Raw genomic sequence first — 18,654 nt, forward strand, 5'->3', positions numbered from 1 at the left:
ACGGTTCAGAGCACGCGCGGTGCTTGAAGGTGTTCAGTCGGGAAGGCTTTGGCATAGGCCTGACACACCCTCAACACCTGCTCATCCGCAAACCGCGCAGCCACCACATGCAAGCCCACCGGCAAACCATTCGCTGCCAAACCGCATGGCACCGAGGCGGCCGGTTGTTGCGTGAGGTTGAAGGGGTAAGTGAAGGGCGTCCACTCCATCCACTCTGTCATCGACGAACCCGGCGGCACATTATGCCCAGCCTCGAAGGCGGTGATCGGCATCATCGGCGAGACCAGCACATCGTAATGCTCATGAAACGCCGCCATCCTCGCCACCAAAGCCGCGCGGGCTTCAAGGGCGTCATTGAACGCGCCGAGGCTCAACTGCTGGCCGTGTTGGGCAATGCGCAGCAAACCGGGGTCCAGCAATTGTTTTTGCGCATCGCTCATGGAGCCCGTCAGGCGCGCCGCACCGGCTGCCCACAACGTGCTGAACACCTCCAGCGGGTCGCTGAAGCCTGGGTCGATCTGCTCGACATGCGCGCCCAACTGCACCAGCCCCTCAACCGCTAGGGCGACCACTTTGGCCACCTGCGGGTCCACGTCCACATACCCGAACGTGGGGCTATAGGCCACGCGCAGCCCCTTCAAATCCATAGCGCCCGACAACCAAGGCGTACTGCGCGGCGCACCGATCAGGCCATCGCGCGCATCCGGTTGCGCCACGGTTTGCAGCATCAGCACGGTGTCTTCCACGGTGCGCGTCATTGGCCCCAGGTGCGACAGAATCGTCATGGAACTGGCTGGCCACTGCGGCACATAGCCGAAGGTCGGCTTGATGCCGAACGTACCGGTGAACGCACAGGGAATGCGGATCGAGCCACCCGCGTCGCTGCCCTGGTGCAGCACGCCCAGATTCAATGCCGCCGCCGCACCCGCGCCACCGGACGAACCACCCGCCGTGGTGCGCGTGTCCCACGGGTTGCGCGTGATGCCGTACAGCGGGTTATCGGTGACGCCTTTCCAGCCGAACTCCGGCGTGGTGGTTTTACCCAGCAACACCGCGCCGGCTTTGCGCATAAACGCTGAGAACGGCGCATCCACCTCCCATGGCCCTTCGGCAGATGTGGTGCACGAACCCTTGCGGGTGGGCATGCCGGCGGTCAGCGTCAGGTCTTTGATCGAGGCCGGTACGCCGTCCAGCGCGCCGCAGGGTTGGCCCTTGAGCCAGTGCTGTTCCGAGGCACGCGCTGCGTTCAATGCGCCTTCGGGGTCTACGTGGCAGTAGGCGTTCACCACCGGGTTATGGCGCTCGATCCGCAACAACGCATCTTCAGTGACTTCTACCGGTGACAGGGTCTTGTCGCGAAAATGCTGCAGCAGTTGCACCGCCGTCAGTTGGCCAATCTCACTCATGCCACCTCTCCCTGCGCCGCGTTGACCATGGCGCGCAGCAACACTGCGCAGCCCGCTGCCAGATCATCCGGCGCGGCGTTTTCGATTTCGTTATGGCTGATGCCGCCTTCGCACGGCACAAAGATCATCCCGGCCGGGCCGAGCTCGGCGACGAAAATCGCGTCATGCCCGGCGCCGCTGACGATGTCCATATGGCTCAAGCCCAGCGCCTGCGCACCGTCACGCACGGCGTTGACGCAGGTCGGGTTGAAGTCCAGCGGTGGAAAGTCGGCGGTGGGTGTCAGTTCAAAGCTCAGGCCATGCCGGGCGCAGGTGGCTTCGATCACGCCGCGCACTTCATCGACCATGGCTTGCAGCGTGTCGGCCTGCAGGTGGCGCAAGTCGATGGTCATGTGGACCTGGCCTGGAATCACATTGCGCGAGCCGGGATGCAGGTTCAGGCAACCAACCGTGCCGCAGGCGTGGGGTTGCTGTTGATGGGCGATGCGGTTGACCGCGCTGATCACTTCGGCGGCGCCCACCAGGGCGTCCTTGCGCAGATGCATGGGCGTCGGGCCGGCGTGGGCTTCGACGCCGGTGAGGGTCAAATCGAACCATTTCTGGCCCAGGCAGCCCATGACCACACCGATGGTGGTGGCGCGGTCTTCCAGCACCGGGCCTTGCTCGATATGCGCCTCGAAATACGCGCCAACCGGGTGGCCGAGCACCGCGCGCGAACCGGCATAACCTATGCGCTGCAATTCGGCGCCCACCGACAGGCCCTGGTCATCGAGTTTGTCGAGGGTGTCCTGCAAGTCGAACTTGCCGGCAAATACCCCGGAACCCATCATGCACGGCGGGAAGCGCGAGCCTTCTTCGTTGGTCCACACCACCACCTCGATGGGGGCTTGGGTCTGGATATTCAGGTCATTCAAGGTGCGGATCACTTCCAGCCCGGCCATCACGCCGTAGCAGCCGTCGAACTTGCCGCCGGTGGGCTGCGTGTCGATATGGCTGCCGGTCATCACCGGCGCCAGCGTCGGATCAAGCCCTGGACGCCGCGCAAAAATATTGCCGATGGCATCGACACTGACGCTGCACCCGGCGGCCTCGCACCATTGCACAAACAGGTCGCGGGCCTGGCGGTCGAGGTCGGTCAGCGCCAGGCGGCACACGCCACCTTTGACCGTAGCGCCAAGCTGGGCCAAATCCATCAACGATTGCCACAAGCGGTCGCGGTTGATCAGTGGAGCATTGCTCTTGAGCGGTTGCGCAAAACTATTCATGTGCAAATCTCCGGTCAGGCACTCAGGGCCAGGTAGCGGTTCTTGATGCTTGGGTCGGCGCGGAAGGCTGCGGCGCTGCCCTCGTATACGACGCGGCCCTGTTCGAGCACGTAATGGCGGTCGGCAAGCTTGTCGCAGACCATCAGGTTCTGTTCCACCAGCAACACCGGTAGGCCGTCGTCCTTGACCTTACGCAGGATTTTCACCAGCTCGTCGACGATCACTGGCGCCAAGCCTTCGGTGGGCTCGTCGAGGATCAGCAGCTTGGGGTCGTTGAGCAGCGCGCGGGCGATGGCGAGCATCTGTTGCTCGCCGCCGGACAGCGCGTGGCCGGCGTTTTTACGCCGCTCCTTAAGGCGCGGGAACATGCCGTACACGTCTTCAAGCTGCCAGCGGCTGGTCTTGCGCACGGCGATGCGCAAGTTTTCCTCGACGGTCAGCAGGCGGAAAATCCCGCGGTTCTCCGGCACCAGCGCCAAACCCTGACGGGCAATTTCAAAGATCTTCTGGCCCACCAGCGCCTGGCCGTTGAAGTGAATCTGGCCCTGACGCGGGCAAATAATCCCGAGGATGCTGCGCAGCGTGGTGGTCTTGCCCGCGCCATTGCGGCCCAGCAGCGTCACCAGTTCGCCGGGATTGACCGTGAGCGACACGCCTTCGAGCACATGGCTCTTGTCATAGTAGGAGTGGATATTCTCGACAATCAGCATCAGGCAGCCTCCCCAAGATACGCCGTACGCACACGCTCATCGGCACGCACGAATTCCGGCGTGCCCTCCACCAGGATCTGCCCGTGACTCATCACGGTAATGGTTTGGCTGATGGACATGACAATGCTCATGTTGTGTTCGATCAACAGCACCGTGTGGTCGCGGCCAAGGTCGCTGATCAACTGGGTCATGATCGGAATGTCATCGATGCCCATGCCCGACGTCGGTTCGTCGAGCATCAGCAGTTTGGGTTTGGAGCAGATTGACATGCCGACTTCCAGCACGCGTTGCTGGCCGTGGGACAACTCGCCGGCCAGGGTGTCGGCGCGGCGGGTCAGTTGCAGGCGTTCGAGGACTTGATCGGCCATCTCCAGATGCTCGCGCTTGCTGTCGACGCGGCGCCAGAAGTTCAGCGCCCGTGCACCGTCGCGGCCTTGGGCGGCCAGGCGCAGGTTTTCGCGCACGCTGAGGTTCTGGAACAGGCTGGTGAGCTGGAACGAGCGCGCCATGCCCAGGCCGACGCGGCCGTGAGCCGGTTTGCGCATCAGGTTCTTGCCGTCAAAATGAATCGCCCCGGCGGTGGCCTGGCGCTCGCCGGTGAGGCAGTGAAACAGGCTGGTCTTGCCCGCACCGTTGGGGCCGATGATGGTGTGAATGGTCCCGGCTTCGACCTTGAGGTTGACGCCGTTGACCGCATGGAATGCGCCGTAGGCCAGTTCCAGGTCTTTGGTTTCCAGCAGGATGCTCATAGCCCTTCCTCCTTGGCGACAGCGGCGGTCTTGCGGCTGCCGCGTACCCGTTCGAACAACGACGCGAGGCCGCCCCACAAGCCGCCGCGCATAAAGATCACCACGAAGATCAGGATTACGCCCAGCAGCATCAGCCAGCGCGGCCACAGGTCGGAGAGGAAGTCCCCCAACAGCACGATGGAACCTGCGCCCAGCAATGAGCCGAACAGCGAGCCGGTGCCGCCGACGATGGTCATGATCAGGATGTTCTCGGACATCGCCAGGTCGATGTTCGACAGCGGCACAAAGTGCAGCAGCATGGCGTACAGCGCGCCGGCAATGCCGGTGACCGCGCCGGACAGCACGAACACCAGGATCTTGAAATGCCGCGTGTCATAACCGATGGCCGAGGCGCGGGTTTCGTTTTCGCGGATCGCCATCAAGGTGCTGCCGAACGGCGAGGCGATCACCCGGCGCGCGCCGATAAAGATCAGCAGGAACAGCACCGCCACAAAGCCATAGAACACTCGGGCATCGGCCAGCGACAGCAGCACGGTGTCACCGATACGGATCTCCGGGCGCGGCACGCTGAGCAGGCCGTTGTCGCCGCCGGTCCAGTCGCTCAAGGTGTAGGCGACAAAGTAGGCCATCTGGCTGAACGCCAACGTGAGCATCACGAAATAAATGCCGGTGCGCCGGATTGCCAGCGCGCCGACCAGAAACGCCAGGAAACCACCGGCAATCGCGGCGCCGAGCAACGCGGTGAACAGGCCCAGTTGCAGGTGGATCATCAACAGCGCCGCGCAATACGCACCGGCCCCGAAGAAGATGCCTTGGCCGAACGACAACAGCCCGGTATAGCCCAGCAACAGGTTGCAGGCCAGGGCGGCGAGGGCAAAGATCAGGATCTCGGTGGCCAGGGTCGCCGAGGGCAGAATCAACGGCAAGCCGATCAGCACCGCCAGCACCCACAGCAACATGGCTTTGGATTGGGTCTTGGCAAACGGCAGGGGGTTTTTCTCGCTCATCTCAGGCTCTCCCGAACAGGCCGTAAGGGCGTACCAGAATCACCACGGCCATCGCGCCGTAGATCATCAGGCTCGCGCCTTGGGGCCAGAGTGTGGTCATCAGGCTTTGCACCACGCCCACCAGCAAACCGCCGACCAGCGCACCGCTGAATGAGCCCATGCCGCCGATCACCACCACCACGAAGGCCACGCCGAGGATCTCCGGGCCGACAAAGGGTTGCGCGCCGCGCAGGGGCGCAAACAGCACACCCGCGACACCGGCCAGGGCCACGCCGAGGGCAAAGGTCATGGAAAACAGCCGGAAGATATTGGTGCCCAGCAGCGACACGGTTTCGGTGCTTTCACTGCCGGCGCGTACCAGGGCGCCGAAGCGCGTGCGCTCCAGCAGCAGCCACAAGGCCAAGCCGATCAGCGCGGAAAACACGATGAGGAACAGGCGGTAGTAGGGGTAGACGAAGTCACCCACCACCAGCACGCCGCGCAGCAGTTCCGGCACGGCGACACTTTTGCCCACCGGGCCCCAGATCATCACGCTGGCTTCCTGGATGATCAGCGCGATCCCCAGGGTCACCAGGATCTGGAACATGTGCGGCAAGTGGTAAATCCGCTGGATCAATAAGCGCTCGATCACCCACGCCAGCGCGGCCACCACCAGCGGCGCGATCAGCAGCGCCAGCCAGAAGTTGCCGGTGAGGCTCACGGCGGTGTAGCAGATATAGGCGCCCAGCAGGAAGAACGCGCCGTGGGCGAAGTTGACGAAGTTGAGCAGGCCGAAAATGATCGTCAGCCCAACCGCGATCAGGAAGTAGATCATCCCCAGCCCTAGGCCGTTGAGGATCTGGAACAGGTATAGATTAAGCATGCAGAAACCCTCGGCAGGCAGCCGCTCGCGCGGCCCTGCGCTAAGCAATTCAGGGGATCAGGCGAGCGTGCAGCCCGTCGCCTCGACCGGCGGGAACGATTGCCCGGCGCTGAGGACCTTGGCCAGGTCGTCCTTGTCGGCCATGTCGCCGGTGGCTTTGCCGATCAGCAGGTAGTAATCCTTGATCACCTGATGGTCGCCGGCGCGGATCGACTCCTTGCCGGTCGGGCCTTCGTAGCTCAAGCCTTGCAGGGCTTTGGCCACGGTCGGGCCGTCGAAGCTGGCGGTGCTGATGATGGTTTCCAGCATGACTTTGGTGCTGATGTAATCAGCCGCCAGCGGGTAGGTGGGGTTGATGCCGTATTTGGCCTGGGTGAGCTTGACCAGTTCACGGTTGAGCGGGGTGTCGACCTGGTGCCAATACTGCGCGCCGAGGTACACGCCTTCGAGCACGTCGCTGCCCAGCTCCTGGAACTGGTCGAGCCCGGCGGACCACACCAGCAGCACTTTCATGCGCTCCTTGATCCCGAAGTTCACCGCCTGGCGCAGGGTATTCGACGACTGGCTGCCGAAGTTGAGCAGCACCAGCACGTCGGGCCTGGCAGCGATGGCGTTGGTCAGGTAGCCGGAGAATTCCTGTTCCTGCAATGAGTGGTAGCTGTTGCCGACATGTTCCAGGCCATTGTCCTTGAGCACGGTCTTGGCGCCTTCGAGCAAGGCTTCGCCAAACACGTATTGTGGCGTGATGGTGTACCAGCGCTTGGCGTCAGGCAGCAGCTTGATCAGCGGCAACATGGTTTCGCGGATCGCGCCGTAGGTGGGCACCGACCAGCGGAAGGTCGCCTTGTTGCAGTCTTTGCCGGTGACTTCATCGGCGCCCACCGGGGTCATGAATACGCCGCCGACCTTGTCGACTTCCTTGGCCACCGCCAGCGCCGAGGACGACAGCGTGCAGCCCTGGAAGAACCGCGCGCCGTCCTGCTGGATCGCTTCCTGGACCTTGCGCACGGCTTTGCCGGCATTGCCTTCGGTGTCGATGACCTTGTAGTTGAGCGGGCGGCCGAGCACCTCGGGGTGCTGCTCCACCGCCAGGCGCGAACCCATGTCGGCAAACTTGCCATAACTGGCAAATGCGCCGGACATGGACTTGAGGCCGTAAAAGGTAAAAGGCTCGGCGGCGAATGCGTTGCGCACGCTCAGCGGAAGGCTGAGCGCGGCGGCGGCGGTAAGACTGGCTTTCAACAACGTACGACGCTGCATGGGGTGACTCCCTGGTTTAGTTATTGGCAGGAGCGGCAAGGGCGATACGGTGGAGCAAGGGCCTGTGGGCAGGCCTGTTATTGGGTGACTCGGTGCTGCGGGTGGGCTTCCACACTGGATCCTGGGTGTGCTTAAGAGTGATCAAACTCCAATAGAAAGTGCGGGCTGACTTCGCCTTCCAGCGCGGCCATGTGGTGTTCGGCGTCGCACATATGTTCATGCATCAGGCTGCGCACGGCGCTTTCATCCCCGGCGCGAAAGGCCAGAAGCAACTGCTTGTGATAGTCCAGGTTGGCCGCGTCGAACTGTTTGCGCTTGGGCTTGTAGGCCTTTTTCAGCACCACCAGGTCGCGCAGCAGGTCGTTGAGAAACTGCGCCATAAAACTCAGCAGCGGGTTGGGGCAGGCCTTGGCCAACAGGTTATGGAACTCCAGTTCCGCCAGGCGTTGCTCACGTTGGCCGGCTTCGCTGTCTTCGGGCGCGCTGCAAAAATCCACGTTGTCTTGCAGGGCTTGATAGTCGTCCTCGCTCAAGCGCCCCAGTACCGACACTGCCAACTCCACCTCAATGACCTTGCGCAGTTGGTACACCTGTTCGCCGTCCAGGTGCTGGAAGTGCAGGTAGTTACGCAACGCGCGGCTGGCCGGTTCAGTGCCGGCCTGGTTCAGGTACGCGCCACCACTGGGGCCGGTGCGTGTACTCACCAAGCCTTCCACTTCCAGGGCCTTGAGTGCTTCACGGGCCGAGCCTTTGGAGCACTGGAAGCTTTCCATCAACTCGCGCTCGGTAGGCAGGCGGTCGCCGGGCTTGAGCGCGTCGGTGACGATCGAGCGCTTGACCGACTCGACAATCACATCGGAAAGCTTCTGGCGTTTGCGTCGTAACGGGCGGCTGAGCATGCTGTTCTATTGATCCTATTAATGCGGATTAATAGCACTTAATAACGATTGGGCGAGAGCGTCAACGCAGGGTGTCGTTTTCGGCCTGAAGTGGTCGCAAATGCGCGGGTTATTCCCAACTGCCGAGGTCGAGGCAGCGTGTGGAAACAGGCGGCTGTTTACCGAAGACGAGAAAATCGCCTACCCAGCGGTTGATGCACCCGGCGGCGGTGCCAGGCCGGGCCGGCTCCTTGAGCAGCAATTGTTCGATACCGGCAGCGACCGGCTCAGGCTCTTGGGCATTGACCAACACCATGCGTGCGACGCGTTCGGGAAACAGCGCGGCGTAGCGGCTGCCGAGCCGGGTGGCCTGCGCGTTGCCCAGGTAATTGAGTTGGGCCTCGCCCAGTTGGGCGCGCACAAATTCCATATCGCGCGCCGCTTGCTCAACGCCGTTGGCCTGGCTGAGGTCACGGGCGCTCAGTTCGATCACGTCATAGCGGTTGGTCAAGGTGCGATAGGCCTGGGTGGCGTAGGACTCCCAACGGCTGGTCAGGTGCAGGGCGAAAGTTGCGCCTTGGCCCCCTTGCGGCTCGCCACCCTGGATAAACACCACGCCTTCGCGGCTAAGTGGCTGGCGGGCGCCTACGCGGGTCAGGGCCAGGCGCACGCTGCCGCGTTTGGGCGCGGCATAGTCGCGGGGCACGTTCACACTGGCACATTGGGTGCGTTCCAGCACCTCGGGGTCTGGCCGCTCCTGGGCGGGGAAGGGGCAATCGAGCAGCCAGTCAATCGCGGTCGGCGCGATCAGTGGCTCGGCCAACGCCTTGCCGGCGATCAGGCAGAGGCCGATGCACGCCAGGTTTCTGACCAGAACGCTGAGTTTCATCAAGAGGGTCCGGGCTGCCGTGTGAGGGCGGCTTTTTTACCAAGGACCCGGGGTCAAAGAATGTAGGGTAAGTAAACGCTTTGTGTAGGAGTTTACAGTTTTATTGTCGCAGCTCCGTATTCCAGCCGCCGCCCAGCGCTTTGTACAAGGCAATGCTGGCTTGCAGCCGTGACAGCCGCAGTTGCACGTTCAAATCCTGGGCGGCGTACAAGGTGCGTTGGGTTTCCAGCACCGTCAGCAAGTCCTCGGCGCCCGCCTGGTAGCGGCTCTCGGAGATCTGGAAGGCGGCCTGGGCCTGTTGCAGTTCTTCAGCTTGCCATTGGCGTTGCTGGTCCAGGCGCGTGATGCTGCTGAGGGCTTTCTCCACATCGGCAAAGCCGTTGATGATCGCACCGCGATAGGTTTGCAGCAGCTCGTCCTGGCGGGCGCGGGCCTTGTCGCGCTCGGCGCTTAAACGGCCATTGTTGAAGATCGGCGCGACCAGCCCTGACGTTAGGGTGTAGAACGGGCTGCGCAGGATATCTTCAGCTTTATAAGCGCCGGAGCCGACTGTCGCGCCCAAGGTCACAGTGGGCAGCATCGCCGCGCGTGCCACCGTGACGTCGGCACTGGCCGCCGCCAGTTGCGCCTCGGCGCGGGCCAGGTCGGGGCGACGGCTGAGCAGTTGGCTCGGCACGCCGGCACCCATGGTGGGCCAGGTCAGCGCCTGAAACGCCTCGTTGCCCAGGTCCAGGGCCTGCACGGGCTGACCGAGCAGGGCGGCGAGGGTGATCCGCGACTCTTCGGCCACTTGCGCAATCAGCGGCAATTGCCGTTGCTGGCCGGCTACCAGGCTTTTCTGTTGGGCCAGCTCCAGGGCGGTGGCGGAGCCTGCGTTGTAGCGGGTTTGCACCAGGTCCAGCACACTGTGCGCATTGGCCAGGTTCAGCTCGGCGATCTGCTGGCGTTGCTGCGCGGCGAGGGTTTGCGCGTAGCGGTCGGCGACGTTGCTGAGCAGGGTCAGCTCCACGGTGGCCTGGTCGAACTCGCTGGCGCGCAGGCTTTGCAGGGCGCTGTCGCGGGCGGCAAAGCGGCCGCCCCAGAAGTCCAGTTCATAGCTGGCGGTGAGGTTGGCACCGAAACTGTCGACGGTCTTGTTGCTGTCGGTGGCGTCCAGCGAGGCATTGCCGTTGCCGCGCAGCAGTTTTTCACGGCTGGCGGTGAGGTTGAACTTGACCTCAGGCAGCAACGGCGCACCGGCAATCACCGCACTCGCCTGGGCCTGACGCACCCGTGCCATGGCGGCGGCCACGTCATAACTGTCGCGTCGCGCCTGGTCGATCAGGCGGTTGAGCGGCGGGCTGCCGAATTGTGTCCACCAGCGCTGGTTGGTCGCCTGCGTGGCATCGCGTTCGGCGTACTGCCAGGCGGGCGGTGGCGCGAGGCCGCTGTCGACGGTCGGCGGGTTGCCGGTACAGGCGTTGAGCAACAGGCACACACCCAGCAGGGAAGATCGTTTATTCACTGGTCAACGCCTTAACCGGATCGAGCCGGGCAGCTTTACGGGCCGGCATAAAGCCGAATACGACACCGGTGACCAGCGCACAGCCAAACGCGCCAAACACCGCCAACAGAGAAAATTGCACCGCCACCTCGGCCAGCACCAGCACGCCGCCCACCAGCAGCGCGAGGGCAATGCCGAACAGGCCACCGACCACCGAGAGCATCACCGCCTCGGTGAGGAACTGGCGCAGGATGTCGCGCTGGCGCGCGCCGGTGGCCATGCGAATACCGATTTCACGGGTGCGTTCACGCACAGTCATCAACATGATGTTCATCACACCGATCCCGCCCACCAGCAGGGAGATCGCTGCAATCGAGCCGAGCATCAGCGACAGCGTGTTGGCCGTGCGGGCTTCGGCCTGAATCATCGCGGCGTTGTTGGTCAACTGGTAGTCACGCTTGCCGTTGTGCAGCTTGAGCATCAGCTGATCAATGGCCATTTCAGCCTCGTGGACCTTGCGTGCATCGGCGGCGGCAATCGCCACGTATTCGGGGTTATAAGTGCCGAACAGGCGCACGCTGGCGGCGGTGTAGGGGATGGCGACGCGGTCGTCGCTGTCTTTATTGCCGGAGGCGGAGCCTTTTTCGGCGAGGACGCCGATGACCTGGAAAGGCACGTTTTCGATCAGGATGTATTGGCCGATCGGACTGGCGACGTTCTTGAACAGCTTTTCGCGGATACGGTGGCCGATCACCGCGACGGTAGCGCCGGCGCGCTCGTCTTCCTGGGTGAAATAGCTGCCCTCGACCACCGGCCAGTTGAAAATCTCGGGGAAGTTGACGTCGTTGCCACCCACATAGGCCAGGTAGTCCAGGTTGCCAAAGCGAACCCCGGCGTCGTTGCCGTTGACCGGCATGATGCGTTTGACCTGGGGCAGCATCGCCAGCGCCGCGACATCGCTGAGGGTCACGATACCCGGCGGCGTGCGTGGGTTGGGCGAGGAGCCGCTGAGATAGATGATATTGGAGCCGAACGCGCCCATCTGCGCCATCACCTGGCGCTTGCTGCCTTCGCCGACGGCCAGCATCACCACCACCGAGGCCACGCCAATGACGATCCCCAGCAGCGTCAGCGCGGTGCGAAAGCGATTGATCCACATCACCCGCCAGGCTGCGCGGACCGCATCGAGCAGTTCGGCTTTCCAGGCACCGTTGTGCTCGGCACCGTCGGCCAGGCGCTGGCGCAGGTCGACGGCTTGCAGCGCGTCGCTGTTGGCCGTGACCGGTACATGGGTGTCACTGTGCGCCGAGTCGCTGATGATCAGCCCGTCGCGAATCTCGATGATGCGGTTGGCCCGCGCCGCGACTTCGCGGTCGTGGGTAATCAGGATCACTACATGGCCCTGGCTCGCCAGTTCGTCCAGCAGCGTCATCACCTCGGCGCCGCTGTGGCTGTCGAGGGCACCGGTGGGTTCGTCGGCGAGGATGATGTGCCCGCCGTTCATCAGTGCGCGGGCAATCGACACCCGTTGCTGCTGGCCGCCGGAGAGTTGGTGCGGGCGGTTGGCGGTGCGGTCGGCCAGGCCCAGGCGCGTGAGCAGGGCCTTGGCGCGGGCATGCCGCTCGGTGGCGCTGATACCGGCATAGATCGCCGGCATCTCGACGTTTTCCTGGGCCGACCCGGACGGAATCAGGTGGTAGCCCTGAAACACAAAGCCAAAGGCTTCGCGGCGCAGCCAGGCCAGTTCGTCGCTGCCCAGGTGCGCGACGTTTTCGCCGGCGAACAGGTAATCGCCCTCGGTGGGGCGGTCGAGGCAGCCGAGGATGTTCATCAGCGTGGATTTGCCGGAGCCGGAGGCGCCGACAATGGCGACGAATTCCCCGGCGTGGATCGACAGGTCGATCCCGCGCAGCACGTCGACCTGCGGGCTGTCACCGCCGCCGTAGGATTTGCGGATGTTCTTGAGTTCGATCAGCGGCGTGGTCAAATCAACCCCCACTGGCGTCGGCCGGGCCGATCAGCAGGTGATCGCCTTCCTTGACGCCACTCAGCACTTCGACGCGCAGGCGGTCGCTGATACCCACGCGCACCTCGCGCTCCTCAATGGAGCCGTTTTTTGCCACCACGCGGGCGGTTTGCGTAGTGCTGCCCTGGCTGCCAAGCAAGGCCGCAACCGGCACGGTGAGCACATCCTTGACTTGGCTGGCGACGAAAAACACCTGGGTGGTCATTTCGGCCATCAGGGCATTGTCGGCGTTGTCCACATCCAGCAGCACGGTGTAGAGCACCACACGGCCGCTCCCGCTTTTGCTGGTGCTGCTGGGGCTGCCGTTGCCCTGGCTGGTTTCATTAAGGGGCTTGGGCGGGATGGGCAGGATCTGGCGCACGGTGCTGGTCCAGCGCCGGCCACCGCCGCTGAGCGTGGTGAAATAGGCGGTCATGCCGGGTTTGACGTGGCCGATGTCAGCTTCGGAGACCTCGGCCCACACGGTCATCGGCGACAACTTGGCGATGCGCAGGATCAACGGGGTCTGCTGCTGGGCGTTGAGGGTCTGGCCGACCCGCGCATCCACCGCCACCACCGTGCCGCTCATCGGCGCGAAGATGCGTGTATAGCCCAATTCAGCCTCATCGCTGCGCAGGCTGGCCTGGGCCTGGCGGATTTGCGCCTGGAACATGTCGACCCGTGCCTGGGTGGCACTCAGCTCGGCCTTGGCGGTTTGCACGTCTTCTTCGCGGGTGGCGTTACCGGCCACCAGGCGTTGCTGGCGCTGGTACTTCTGGCGCGCCAATTGGTGCTGGGCGTTCTGCTCCTGCAACTGGGCCTTGAGGTTGTCGATGGCATAGCGGCTGGCATCGAGCTTGGCCTGTTGTGTGGCCGGGTCGATTTCGACCAGCAACTGGCCTTCTTTGACCTGGTCACCGGCCTCGACATGAATCTTGCGGATTTGCCCGGATGCCTGTGCGCCCACATCGACATACCGGCGTGGTTGCAGGGTGCCCAGCGCGGTGACGCTGTTTTCAATGTTGCCGCGTGTGACGGTGACGGTGGCGAGGCTATCGCGACCCGGCGGCAGTATCTGCCAGGCCGCCAGCGCAACGATGGGAATCAGGCACGCGACTACCAGCAGGGCGCGTCGGGCGGGGCGAGGGCGTTTCATGCGTTGGTTCCAGCCGGGAAGTGTGGACCGCAGTTGCGGAGGGCTGACAGTTATACGAGAAAATTGCCCGAAGATTTAGGCGTTTACATACGAGGTAACAGCTGCGTCGAATAAAAAAAATCGACAGTTGATGCAAGACTTCTTTAAAAGTAGATGAGAATTACTATAAATTGCACGCATTCAAACTGCCATCATCCATGGCCTGTCGTCTTTCGTACTCAAGGATCAGATGCCGTCTCCCCAGACGGTCGGGAGTCATGTTGGAAAACTACTATCGCGAGCTGGTGTGTTTCCTCAACGCCAAGCTGGGCAACCGTCAGGTGGCCGAAGATGTGGTGCATGACGCCTACGTGCGAGTACTGGAGCGCGCCAGCGACACGCCGATCGAACAGCCGCGCGCGTTTTTGTACCGCACCGCGCTGAACCTGGTGATCGACGGCCATCGGCGCAATGCCTTGCGCCAGTCCGAGCCCCTGGAGGTGCTGGACAGCGAAGAACGCTTCGCCTCCAGTTCGCCCCACGCCAACCACGATCAGGCCCAGCGCCTGGCCCTGCTCGATCGTGCCCTGGCCGAGCTGCCCAGCGCCTGCCGCGACAGCTTCCTGCTGCGCAAGCTCGAGGGCCTTTCTCACCCGCAGATCGCCGAGCGCCTGAGCATTTCCCGCAGCCTGGTGGAAAAACATATCGTCAACGCCATGAAGCATTGCCGGGTGCGCATGCGTGAGTGGGACGCGCACTGATCACCGATCAGTTAAATTTTATTTCACTGTCCTCGTTTCCTATCAACACATGGCCTGTTGTTCAGGCTTTGCAGGTATTCCCGCCCCACCGCCAAGGGGCTTATCCAGAGGACACTGGAATGACACAGGCAATTGCTTCGCCCGCGGTTCACGACCTGATCGGGATCGGTTTCGGCCCATCGAACCTGGCGCTGGCCATCGCCCTGCAGGAGCGTGAAAAAGCCCAGGGCAAACTGGACGTGGTGTTTCTCGACAAGCAGGCCGACTACCGCTGGCACGGCAATACCCTGGTCACCCAGAGCGAGCTGCAGATTTCGTTCCTCAAGGATCTGGTGACGCTGCGCAACCCCACCAGCCCGTACTCGTTCGTCAACTACCTGAAGGCCCATGACCGCCTGGTGGATTTCATCAACCTGGGCACTTTTTACCCATGCCGCATGGAGTACAACGACTACCTGCGCTGGGTGGCCGGGCAGTTCCAGGCCCAGGCGCGGTATGGCGAGGAAGTGCTGGCCATCGAGCCGATCCTGCACCAGCAGCAGGTTGAAGCGTTGCGCGTGATCTCCCGTGATGCCCAGGGCGAACAGCATGTGCGCACCACCCGTTCGGTGGTGGTCAGCGCCGGCGGCACGCCACGTGTGCCCGAGGCGTTCAAGGCACTCAAGGATGACGGCCGGGTGTTCCACCACTCCCAATACCTCGAGCGCATGGCCCAGCAGCCGTGCGTGGAGGGCAAGCCGATGCGCATTGCCATCATCGGCGGCGGGCAGAGCGCAGCCGAAGCCTTTATCGACCTCAACGACAGCTTCCCGTCGGTGCAGGTGGACATGATCCTGCGCGGTTCGGCGCTTAAACCGGCGGATGACAGCCCGTTCGTCAACGAGGTGTTCTCGCCGGCCTTTACCGACCTGGTGTTCCAGCAAGTCGGCGCCGAGCGTGAGCGCCTGGTGGCCGAGTACCAGAACACCAACTATTCGGTGGTCGACCTGGACCTGATCGAGCGCATCTACGGGATTTTCTACCGCCAGAAAGTCTCCGGCATCAACCGCCAGGCCTTCCGCACCATGACCGTGGTCGAGAAAGCCACGGCCGGGTCGTTGGGCATCGAGCTGGTGCTGCGCAACAACGCCAACGGCGAAACCAGCGTCAGCCATTACGACGCGGTGATCCTGGCCACCGGCTACGAGCGCCAGATGCACCGCGAACTGCTGGCGCCGCTGCAAGCCTATATGGGCGACTTCGAAGTGGCCCGCGACTATCGGATCGTCACCGACGAGCGCTGTAAGGCCGGTATCTATATCCAGGGCTTCAGCCAAGCCAGCCATGGCTTGAGCGACACCTTGCTGTCGGTACTGCCGATCCGGGCGGATGAGATTGCCGCCTCGCTGTATGAAAACGATCGCCATCGTGGCAAGGCCCGCTCGGTGCAGGATTTGCTGCTGGCCACGGCCAGCTGACAAGCTGTACTTGTGACCTGTGGGGCTGCCTGATACTGTACAAAAAACCAGTATCGGTAGCCCTTCATGCAGTTGATCGAAAAACTCAGCATCCTCGCCGACGCCGCCAAGTACGACGCCTCCTGCGCCAGCAGTGGCGCGCCCAAGCGCAGCTCCGAGGGCAAGGCCGGGCTGGGCTCTACCGATGGCATGGGCATTTGCCACAGCTACACGCCGGACGGGCGTTGTGTGTCGTTGCTCAAGGTGTTGCTCACCAACTTCTGCCTGTACGACTGCCAATACTGCGTCAACCGCCGCTCAAGCGACGTGCCCCGTGCGCGTTTCAGCCCGGAGGAGGTGGTTACCCTGACCCTGGACTTTTACAAACGCAATTGCGTCAGCGGGCTGTTCCTCAGCTCCGGCATCATCCGCTCGGCCGACTACACCATGGAGCAGTTGGTTCGGGTCGCCAAACTGTTGCGCGAAGAGCATGACTTTCGCGGTTACATCCACCTCAAGACCATTCCCGAAGCCGACCCTGCGCTGATCGCCGAAGCCGGGCGTTATGCCGATCGCCTCAGCGTGAACATCGAACTGCCTACCGATGCCAGCCTGCAAACCCTGGCGCCGGAGAAGCAGATCGGCTCGATCAAACAAGCCATGCAGACCATCTACACCGGCGAGCAGACGGTATTCAACGAGCCGCGCGCACCGCGTTTTGCGCCGGCGGGGCAGAGCACGCAGATGATCGTCGGCGCCGATGACACCGACGACAGCACCATCCTGCACGGTGCCGAGGCGCTGTATGGCAACTACAAGCTGCGGCGCGTGTATTACTCGGCGTTCAGCCCCATCCCCAACAGCCCGAAAAGTGTGCCACTGGCCGCGCCGCCGCTGATGCGTGAACACCGCTTGTACCAGGCCGACTTTCTGCTGCGCAGTTACGGTTTCAGCGCCAATGAGCTGTTCCAAGGCCCAGGCCACCTGGCGTTGGATATCGACCCCAAGCTGGCCTGGGCGCTGGAGCACCGCGAGGTGTTCCCGTTGGACCTGAACCGCGCCGAACCCACACTGATCGCGCGCATACCCGGCATTGGCCTGCGCACCACCCAGCGCCTGGTAGACCTGCGCCGCGAACGCAAAATTCGCTTTGAAGACCTGGCCCGCATGCGTTGCGTGCTGGCCAAGGCCAAGCCGTTCTTCATCACCAGTGACTACCACCCGCAACAGGCGGACAGCACCAGCGTACTGCTGCGCGAGCAACTGCGCGACCGCCCGCAGCCGCAACAGATGGGGCTGTGGGGATGATCAGCCTGGAATGCGACAACCTGTTCAGCACCTGGCGTGAGCAGGCGCGCTGGCTGCTTAGCCATCAGGTCGACCCCAGCCAGGTGAGCTGGGGCGAGGCCGAAGTGGCGGACCTGTTTGCCACCGACGAGCCTGTACCTGAGCAGCTCGGGCCGTTTCAGGCGCGAATCCCCAAGGCGTTGCTGGAGTTGCTGGAGTCGGCCGCCTGTTACCACGGTGACCAGCGTTGGAGCCTGCTGTACGAGGTGTTGTGGCGTGTCAGCCATGGCGACCGCACCGCGATGCTGGCCGGGGACAAGTTGGGCAGTGAGTTACAGCGGCGCATCAAACAGGTCAGCCGCGAGGCCCATCACCTGCATGCGTTTGTGCGGTTTATTGCCTTGCCTGCAGAGGCTGGGCCCCAGTTGCCGGAGTATGTGGCGTGGCATGAGCCGGCCCATGACATCTTGAAGTCCGCCAGCCAGCATTTTGTCGGGCGCATGGGCCGCCATCGCTGGATGATCGCGACACCCTTGGACGGCGTGTATTACGACGGTGAGCAGTTGATTCATCAACGCCAGTGCCCTGAGGCATGGCAACAATTGGCGCAGAATGTCGAAGACCCGCACAGCGCGATGTGGCTGACCTACTACAGCCATATCTTCAACCCGGCGCGGTTGAACCCCAAGGTGATGGAAGGGCATTTGCCCAGCCGGTTCTGGAAGAATTTGCCGGAGGGCAAGCTGATACCGGGATTGATCAGCGAGGCGCGCACGGGCAAGCAGAAGGATGGGCAGGCGAAGCTGATCGGCGCCAGGACAGGCAAGAAAATTTCAAGCGGGCACGGTTAAAAACGTGGGAGCTGGCTTGCCTGCGATGGCGGTTTGTTGGTGTACATATCCGTTGCTGCGGTCAGGGCTACTTAGGGTTCCGCCCTGACGGCGGGTCACTTTTTGAAGGACCAAAAAGGTAACCAAAAAGTCCTCGCCCCACCACTCGGCACCTCGCTTAGGCTCGGTGTGCCCTCACTCCGGCTTGAATCCGTGGGCCGCCGCGATGGGCCATCCTTGGCCCAGCGCGGCTAACCCGGCGTCCTGCCGGGTTACCCACGGATTCAAGCCTGCGTTCGGCCATCGTGGTTGACGGGGCGTCTCAGATCAAAATCAAGATCAAGATCTACAGCACGGCGGCCTGAAAGCCGACCTGAGTGGTTGAAGCAAGAGCCAGATCAAGTGCAAAGCAAAAGCCTATCTACCTGATGCAGCGCAGTCTAAATGTGGGAGCGGGCTTGCTCGCGAATGCGGTGGGTCAGTCAATTCATCTGTCACTGATACACCGCATTCGCGAGCAAGCCCGCTCCCACCTTTGACCGAGTATGGCTCTGCTGTGGCTCCGGCCCTTACATCCTTTTCGCTGGCGAAGTCAGCGGTCTTTTGATCTGCGCTTGTGATCGTGATCTTGATCTGAGAGCGCCCCCCAAAATCACTGTCGGATTGCGGGCATGCCGAGCCATAGCGAGGC

The 18,654-nt window shown here is 62.9% G+C and carries 16 protein-coding genes; 4 read left to right on the forward strand and 12 right to left on the reverse strand.

The annotated features are described in order from the left end of the window. Positions 1–5 precede the first annotated feature (5 nt). From FFI16_RS07665 to FFI16_RS07720, 12 genes are all read right to left on the reverse strand, one after another. Positions 6–1,406: an amidase gene (locus FFI16_RS07665; protein WP_138814768.1), complete on the reverse strand. Its 1,401-nt coding sequence runs from the start codon at positions 1,404–1,406 to the stop codon at positions 6–8. Continuing rightward, on the reverse strand, positions 1,403–2,671 hold the full coding sequence (locus FFI16_RS07670; protein WP_138814769.1) for a Zn-dependent hydrolase: 1,269 nt from the start codon (positions 2,669–2,671) through the stop codon (positions 1,403–1,405). Before FFI16_RS07670 ends, FFI16_RS07665 begins: the two co-directional genes overlap by 4 nt. 14 nt (positions 2,672–2,685) lie before the next feature. Continuing rightward, positions 2,686–3,381 carry an ABC transporter ATP-binding protein gene (locus FFI16_RS07675; RefSeq protein ID WP_138814770.1) on the reverse strand — a complete coding sequence of 232 codons (696 nt, stop codon included), beginning with the start codon at positions 3,379–3,381 and terminating at the stop codon, positions 2,686–2,688. Continuing rightward, entirely contained in the window at positions 3,381–4,130 is a 750-nt protein-coding gene (locus FFI16_RS07680) for an ABC transporter ATP-binding protein (RefSeq protein WP_138814771.1), read from the reverse strand. The genes FFI16_RS07675 and FFI16_RS07680 overlap by 1 nt, the downstream gene beginning before the upstream one ends. After that, a complete protein-coding gene (locus FFI16_RS07685; RefSeq protein WP_138814772.1) occupies positions 4,127–5,137 on the reverse strand; it encodes a branched-chain amino acid ABC transporter permease in 1,011 nt (336 codons plus the stop codon). The genes FFI16_RS07680 and FFI16_RS07685 overlap by 4 nt, the downstream gene beginning before the upstream one ends. A gap of 1 nt (position 5,138) precedes the next feature. Continuing rightward, positions 5,139–5,999 (reverse strand): branched-chain amino acid ABC transporter permease, encoded by an 861-nt coding sequence (locus FFI16_RS07690; protein ID WP_056861341.1) that lies wholly within the window; start codon positions 5,997–5,999, stop codon positions 5,139–5,141. A 57-nt stretch (positions 6,000–6,056) separates the two neighbouring features. After that, complete coding sequence (locus tag FFI16_RS07695) at positions 6,057–7,259, reverse strand: ABC transporter substrate-binding protein (protein WP_138814773.1); 1,203 nt, start codon at positions 7,257–7,259, stop codon at positions 6,057–6,059. A gap of 131 nt (positions 7,260–7,390) precedes the next feature. Beyond that, complete coding sequence (locus tag FFI16_RS07700) at positions 7,391–8,158, reverse strand: FadR/GntR family transcriptional regulator (RefSeq protein WP_138814774.1); 768 nt, start codon at positions 8,156–8,158, stop codon at positions 7,391–7,393. A 109-nt stretch (positions 8,159–8,267) separates the two neighbouring features. Next, the gene (locus FFI16_RS07705) at positions 8,268–9,026 is read right to left on the reverse strand and encodes an alpha/beta fold hydrolase (RefSeq protein WP_138814775.1); all 759 of its coding nucleotides are present in this window, start codon (positions 9,024–9,026) and stop codon (positions 8,268–8,270) included. 100 nt (positions 9,027–9,126) lie between these two features. After that, the gene (locus tag FFI16_RS07710) at positions 9,127–10,530 is read right to left on the reverse strand and encodes an efflux transporter outer membrane subunit (protein WP_138814776.1); all 1,404 of its coding nucleotides are present in this window, start codon (positions 10,528–10,530) and stop codon (positions 9,127–9,129) included. Then, on the reverse strand, positions 10,523–12,496 hold the full coding sequence (locus FFI16_RS07715; protein WP_138814777.1) for a MacB family efflux pump subunit: 1,974 nt from the start codon (positions 12,494–12,496) through the stop codon (positions 10,523–10,525). The genes FFI16_RS07710 and FFI16_RS07715 overlap by 8 nt, the downstream gene beginning before the upstream one ends. 1 nt (position 12,497) lies before the next feature. Further along, positions 12,498–13,670: an efflux RND transporter periplasmic adaptor subunit gene (locus FFI16_RS07720; protein ID WP_138814778.1), complete on the reverse strand. Its 1,173-nt coding sequence runs from the start codon at positions 13,668–13,670 to the stop codon at positions 12,498–12,500. Positions 13,671–13,927: 257 nt separating this feature from the next. Between FFI16_RS07720 and FFI16_RS07725 the strand changes: the two genes are divergently transcribed. The 4 genes from FFI16_RS07725 to FFI16_RS07740 all read left to right on the forward strand — a co-directional run bounded on the left by FFI16_RS07725 (position 13,928) and on the right by FFI16_RS07740 (position 17,984). Continuing rightward, on the forward strand, positions 13,928–14,410 hold the full coding sequence (locus tag FFI16_RS07725) for a sigma-70 family RNA polymerase sigma factor (protein ID WP_138814779.1): 483 nt from the start codon (positions 13,928–13,930) through the stop codon (positions 14,408–14,410). Between the two features lie 119 nt (positions 14,411–14,529). After that, entirely contained in the window at positions 14,530–15,867 is a 1,338-nt protein-coding gene (locus tag FFI16_RS07730; RefSeq protein ID WP_138814780.1) for a lysine N(6)-hydroxylase/L-ornithine N(5)-oxygenase family protein, read from the forward strand. A 66-nt stretch (positions 15,868–15,933) separates the two neighbouring features. After that, positions 15,934–17,154 (forward strand): putative DNA modification/repair radical SAM protein, encoded by a 1,221-nt coding sequence (locus FFI16_RS07735; protein WP_138814781.1) that lies wholly within the window; start codon positions 15,934–15,936, stop codon positions 17,152–17,154. Beyond that, positions 17,151–17,984 (forward strand): TIGR03915 family putative DNA repair protein, encoded by an 834-nt coding sequence (locus tag FFI16_RS07740; RefSeq protein WP_138814782.1) that lies wholly within the window; start codon positions 17,151–17,153, stop codon positions 17,982–17,984. Before FFI16_RS07735 ends, FFI16_RS07740 begins: the two co-directional genes overlap by 4 nt. Positions 17,985–18,654: the final 670 nt, after the last annotated feature.

It is taken from the genome of Pseudomonas sp. KBS0710 (assembly GCF_005938045.2).
In the GTDB taxonomy this organism is placed as follows: Bacteria; Pseudomonadota; Gammaproteobacteria; order Pseudomonadales; family Pseudomonadaceae; genus Aquipseudomonas.

Bases quoted from the DNA above. Each gene is read 5' to 3' on its own strand.
- FFI16_RS07665 (WP_138814768.1), bottom strand. From the start codon at position 1,406: ATGAGTGAGATTGGCCAACTGACGGCGGTGCAACTGCTGCAGCATTTT.
- FFI16_RS07670 (WP_138814769.1), bottom strand. From the start codon at position 2,671: ATGAATAGTTTTGCGCAACCGCTCAAGAGCAATGCTCCACTGATCAAC.
- FFI16_RS07700 (WP_138814774.1), bottom strand. From the start codon at position 8,158: ATGCTCAGCCGCCCGTTACGACGCAAACGCCAGAAGCTTTCCGATGTG.
- FFI16_RS07735 (WP_138814781.1), top strand. From the start codon at position 15,934: ATGCAGTTGATCGAAAAACTCAGCATCCTCGCCGACGCCGCCAAGTAC.
- FFI16_RS07680 (WP_138814771.1), bottom strand. From the start codon at position 4,130: ATGAGCATCCTGCTGGAAACCAAAGACCTGGAACTGGCCTACGGCGCA.
- FFI16_RS07685 (WP_138814772.1), bottom strand. From the start codon at position 5,137: ATGAGCGAGAAAAACCCCCTGCCGTTTGCCAAGACCCAATCCAAAGCC.
- FFI16_RS07690 (WP_056861341.1), bottom strand. From the start codon at position 5,999: ATGCTTAATCTATACCTGTTCCAGATCCTCAACGGCCTAGGGCTGGGG.
- FFI16_RS07725 (WP_138814779.1), top strand. From the start codon at position 13,928: ATGTTGGAAAACTACTATCGCGAGCTGGTGTGTTTCCTCAACGCCAAG.
- FFI16_RS07675 (WP_138814770.1), bottom strand. From the start codon at position 3,381: ATGCTGATTGTCGAGAATATCCACTCCTACTATGACAAGAGCCATGTG.
- FFI16_RS07730 (WP_138814780.1), top strand. From the start codon at position 14,530: ATGACACAGGCAATTGCTTCGCCCGCGGTTCACGACCTGATCGGGATC.
- FFI16_RS07695 (WP_138814773.1), bottom strand. From the start codon at position 7,259: ATGCAGCGTCGTACGTTGTTGAAAGCCAGTCTTACCGCCGCCGCCGCG.
- FFI16_RS07705 (WP_138814775.1), bottom strand. From the start codon at position 9,026: ATGAAACTCAGCGTTCTGGTCAGAAACCTGGCGTGCATCGGCCTCTGC.
- FFI16_RS07740 (WP_138814782.1), top strand. From the start codon at position 17,151: ATGATCAGCCTGGAATGCGACAACCTGTTCAGCACCTGGCGTGAGCAG.
- FFI16_RS07720 (WP_138814778.1), bottom strand. From the start codon at position 13,670: ATGAAACGCCCTCGCCCCGCCCGACGCGCCCTGCTGGTAGTCGCGTGC.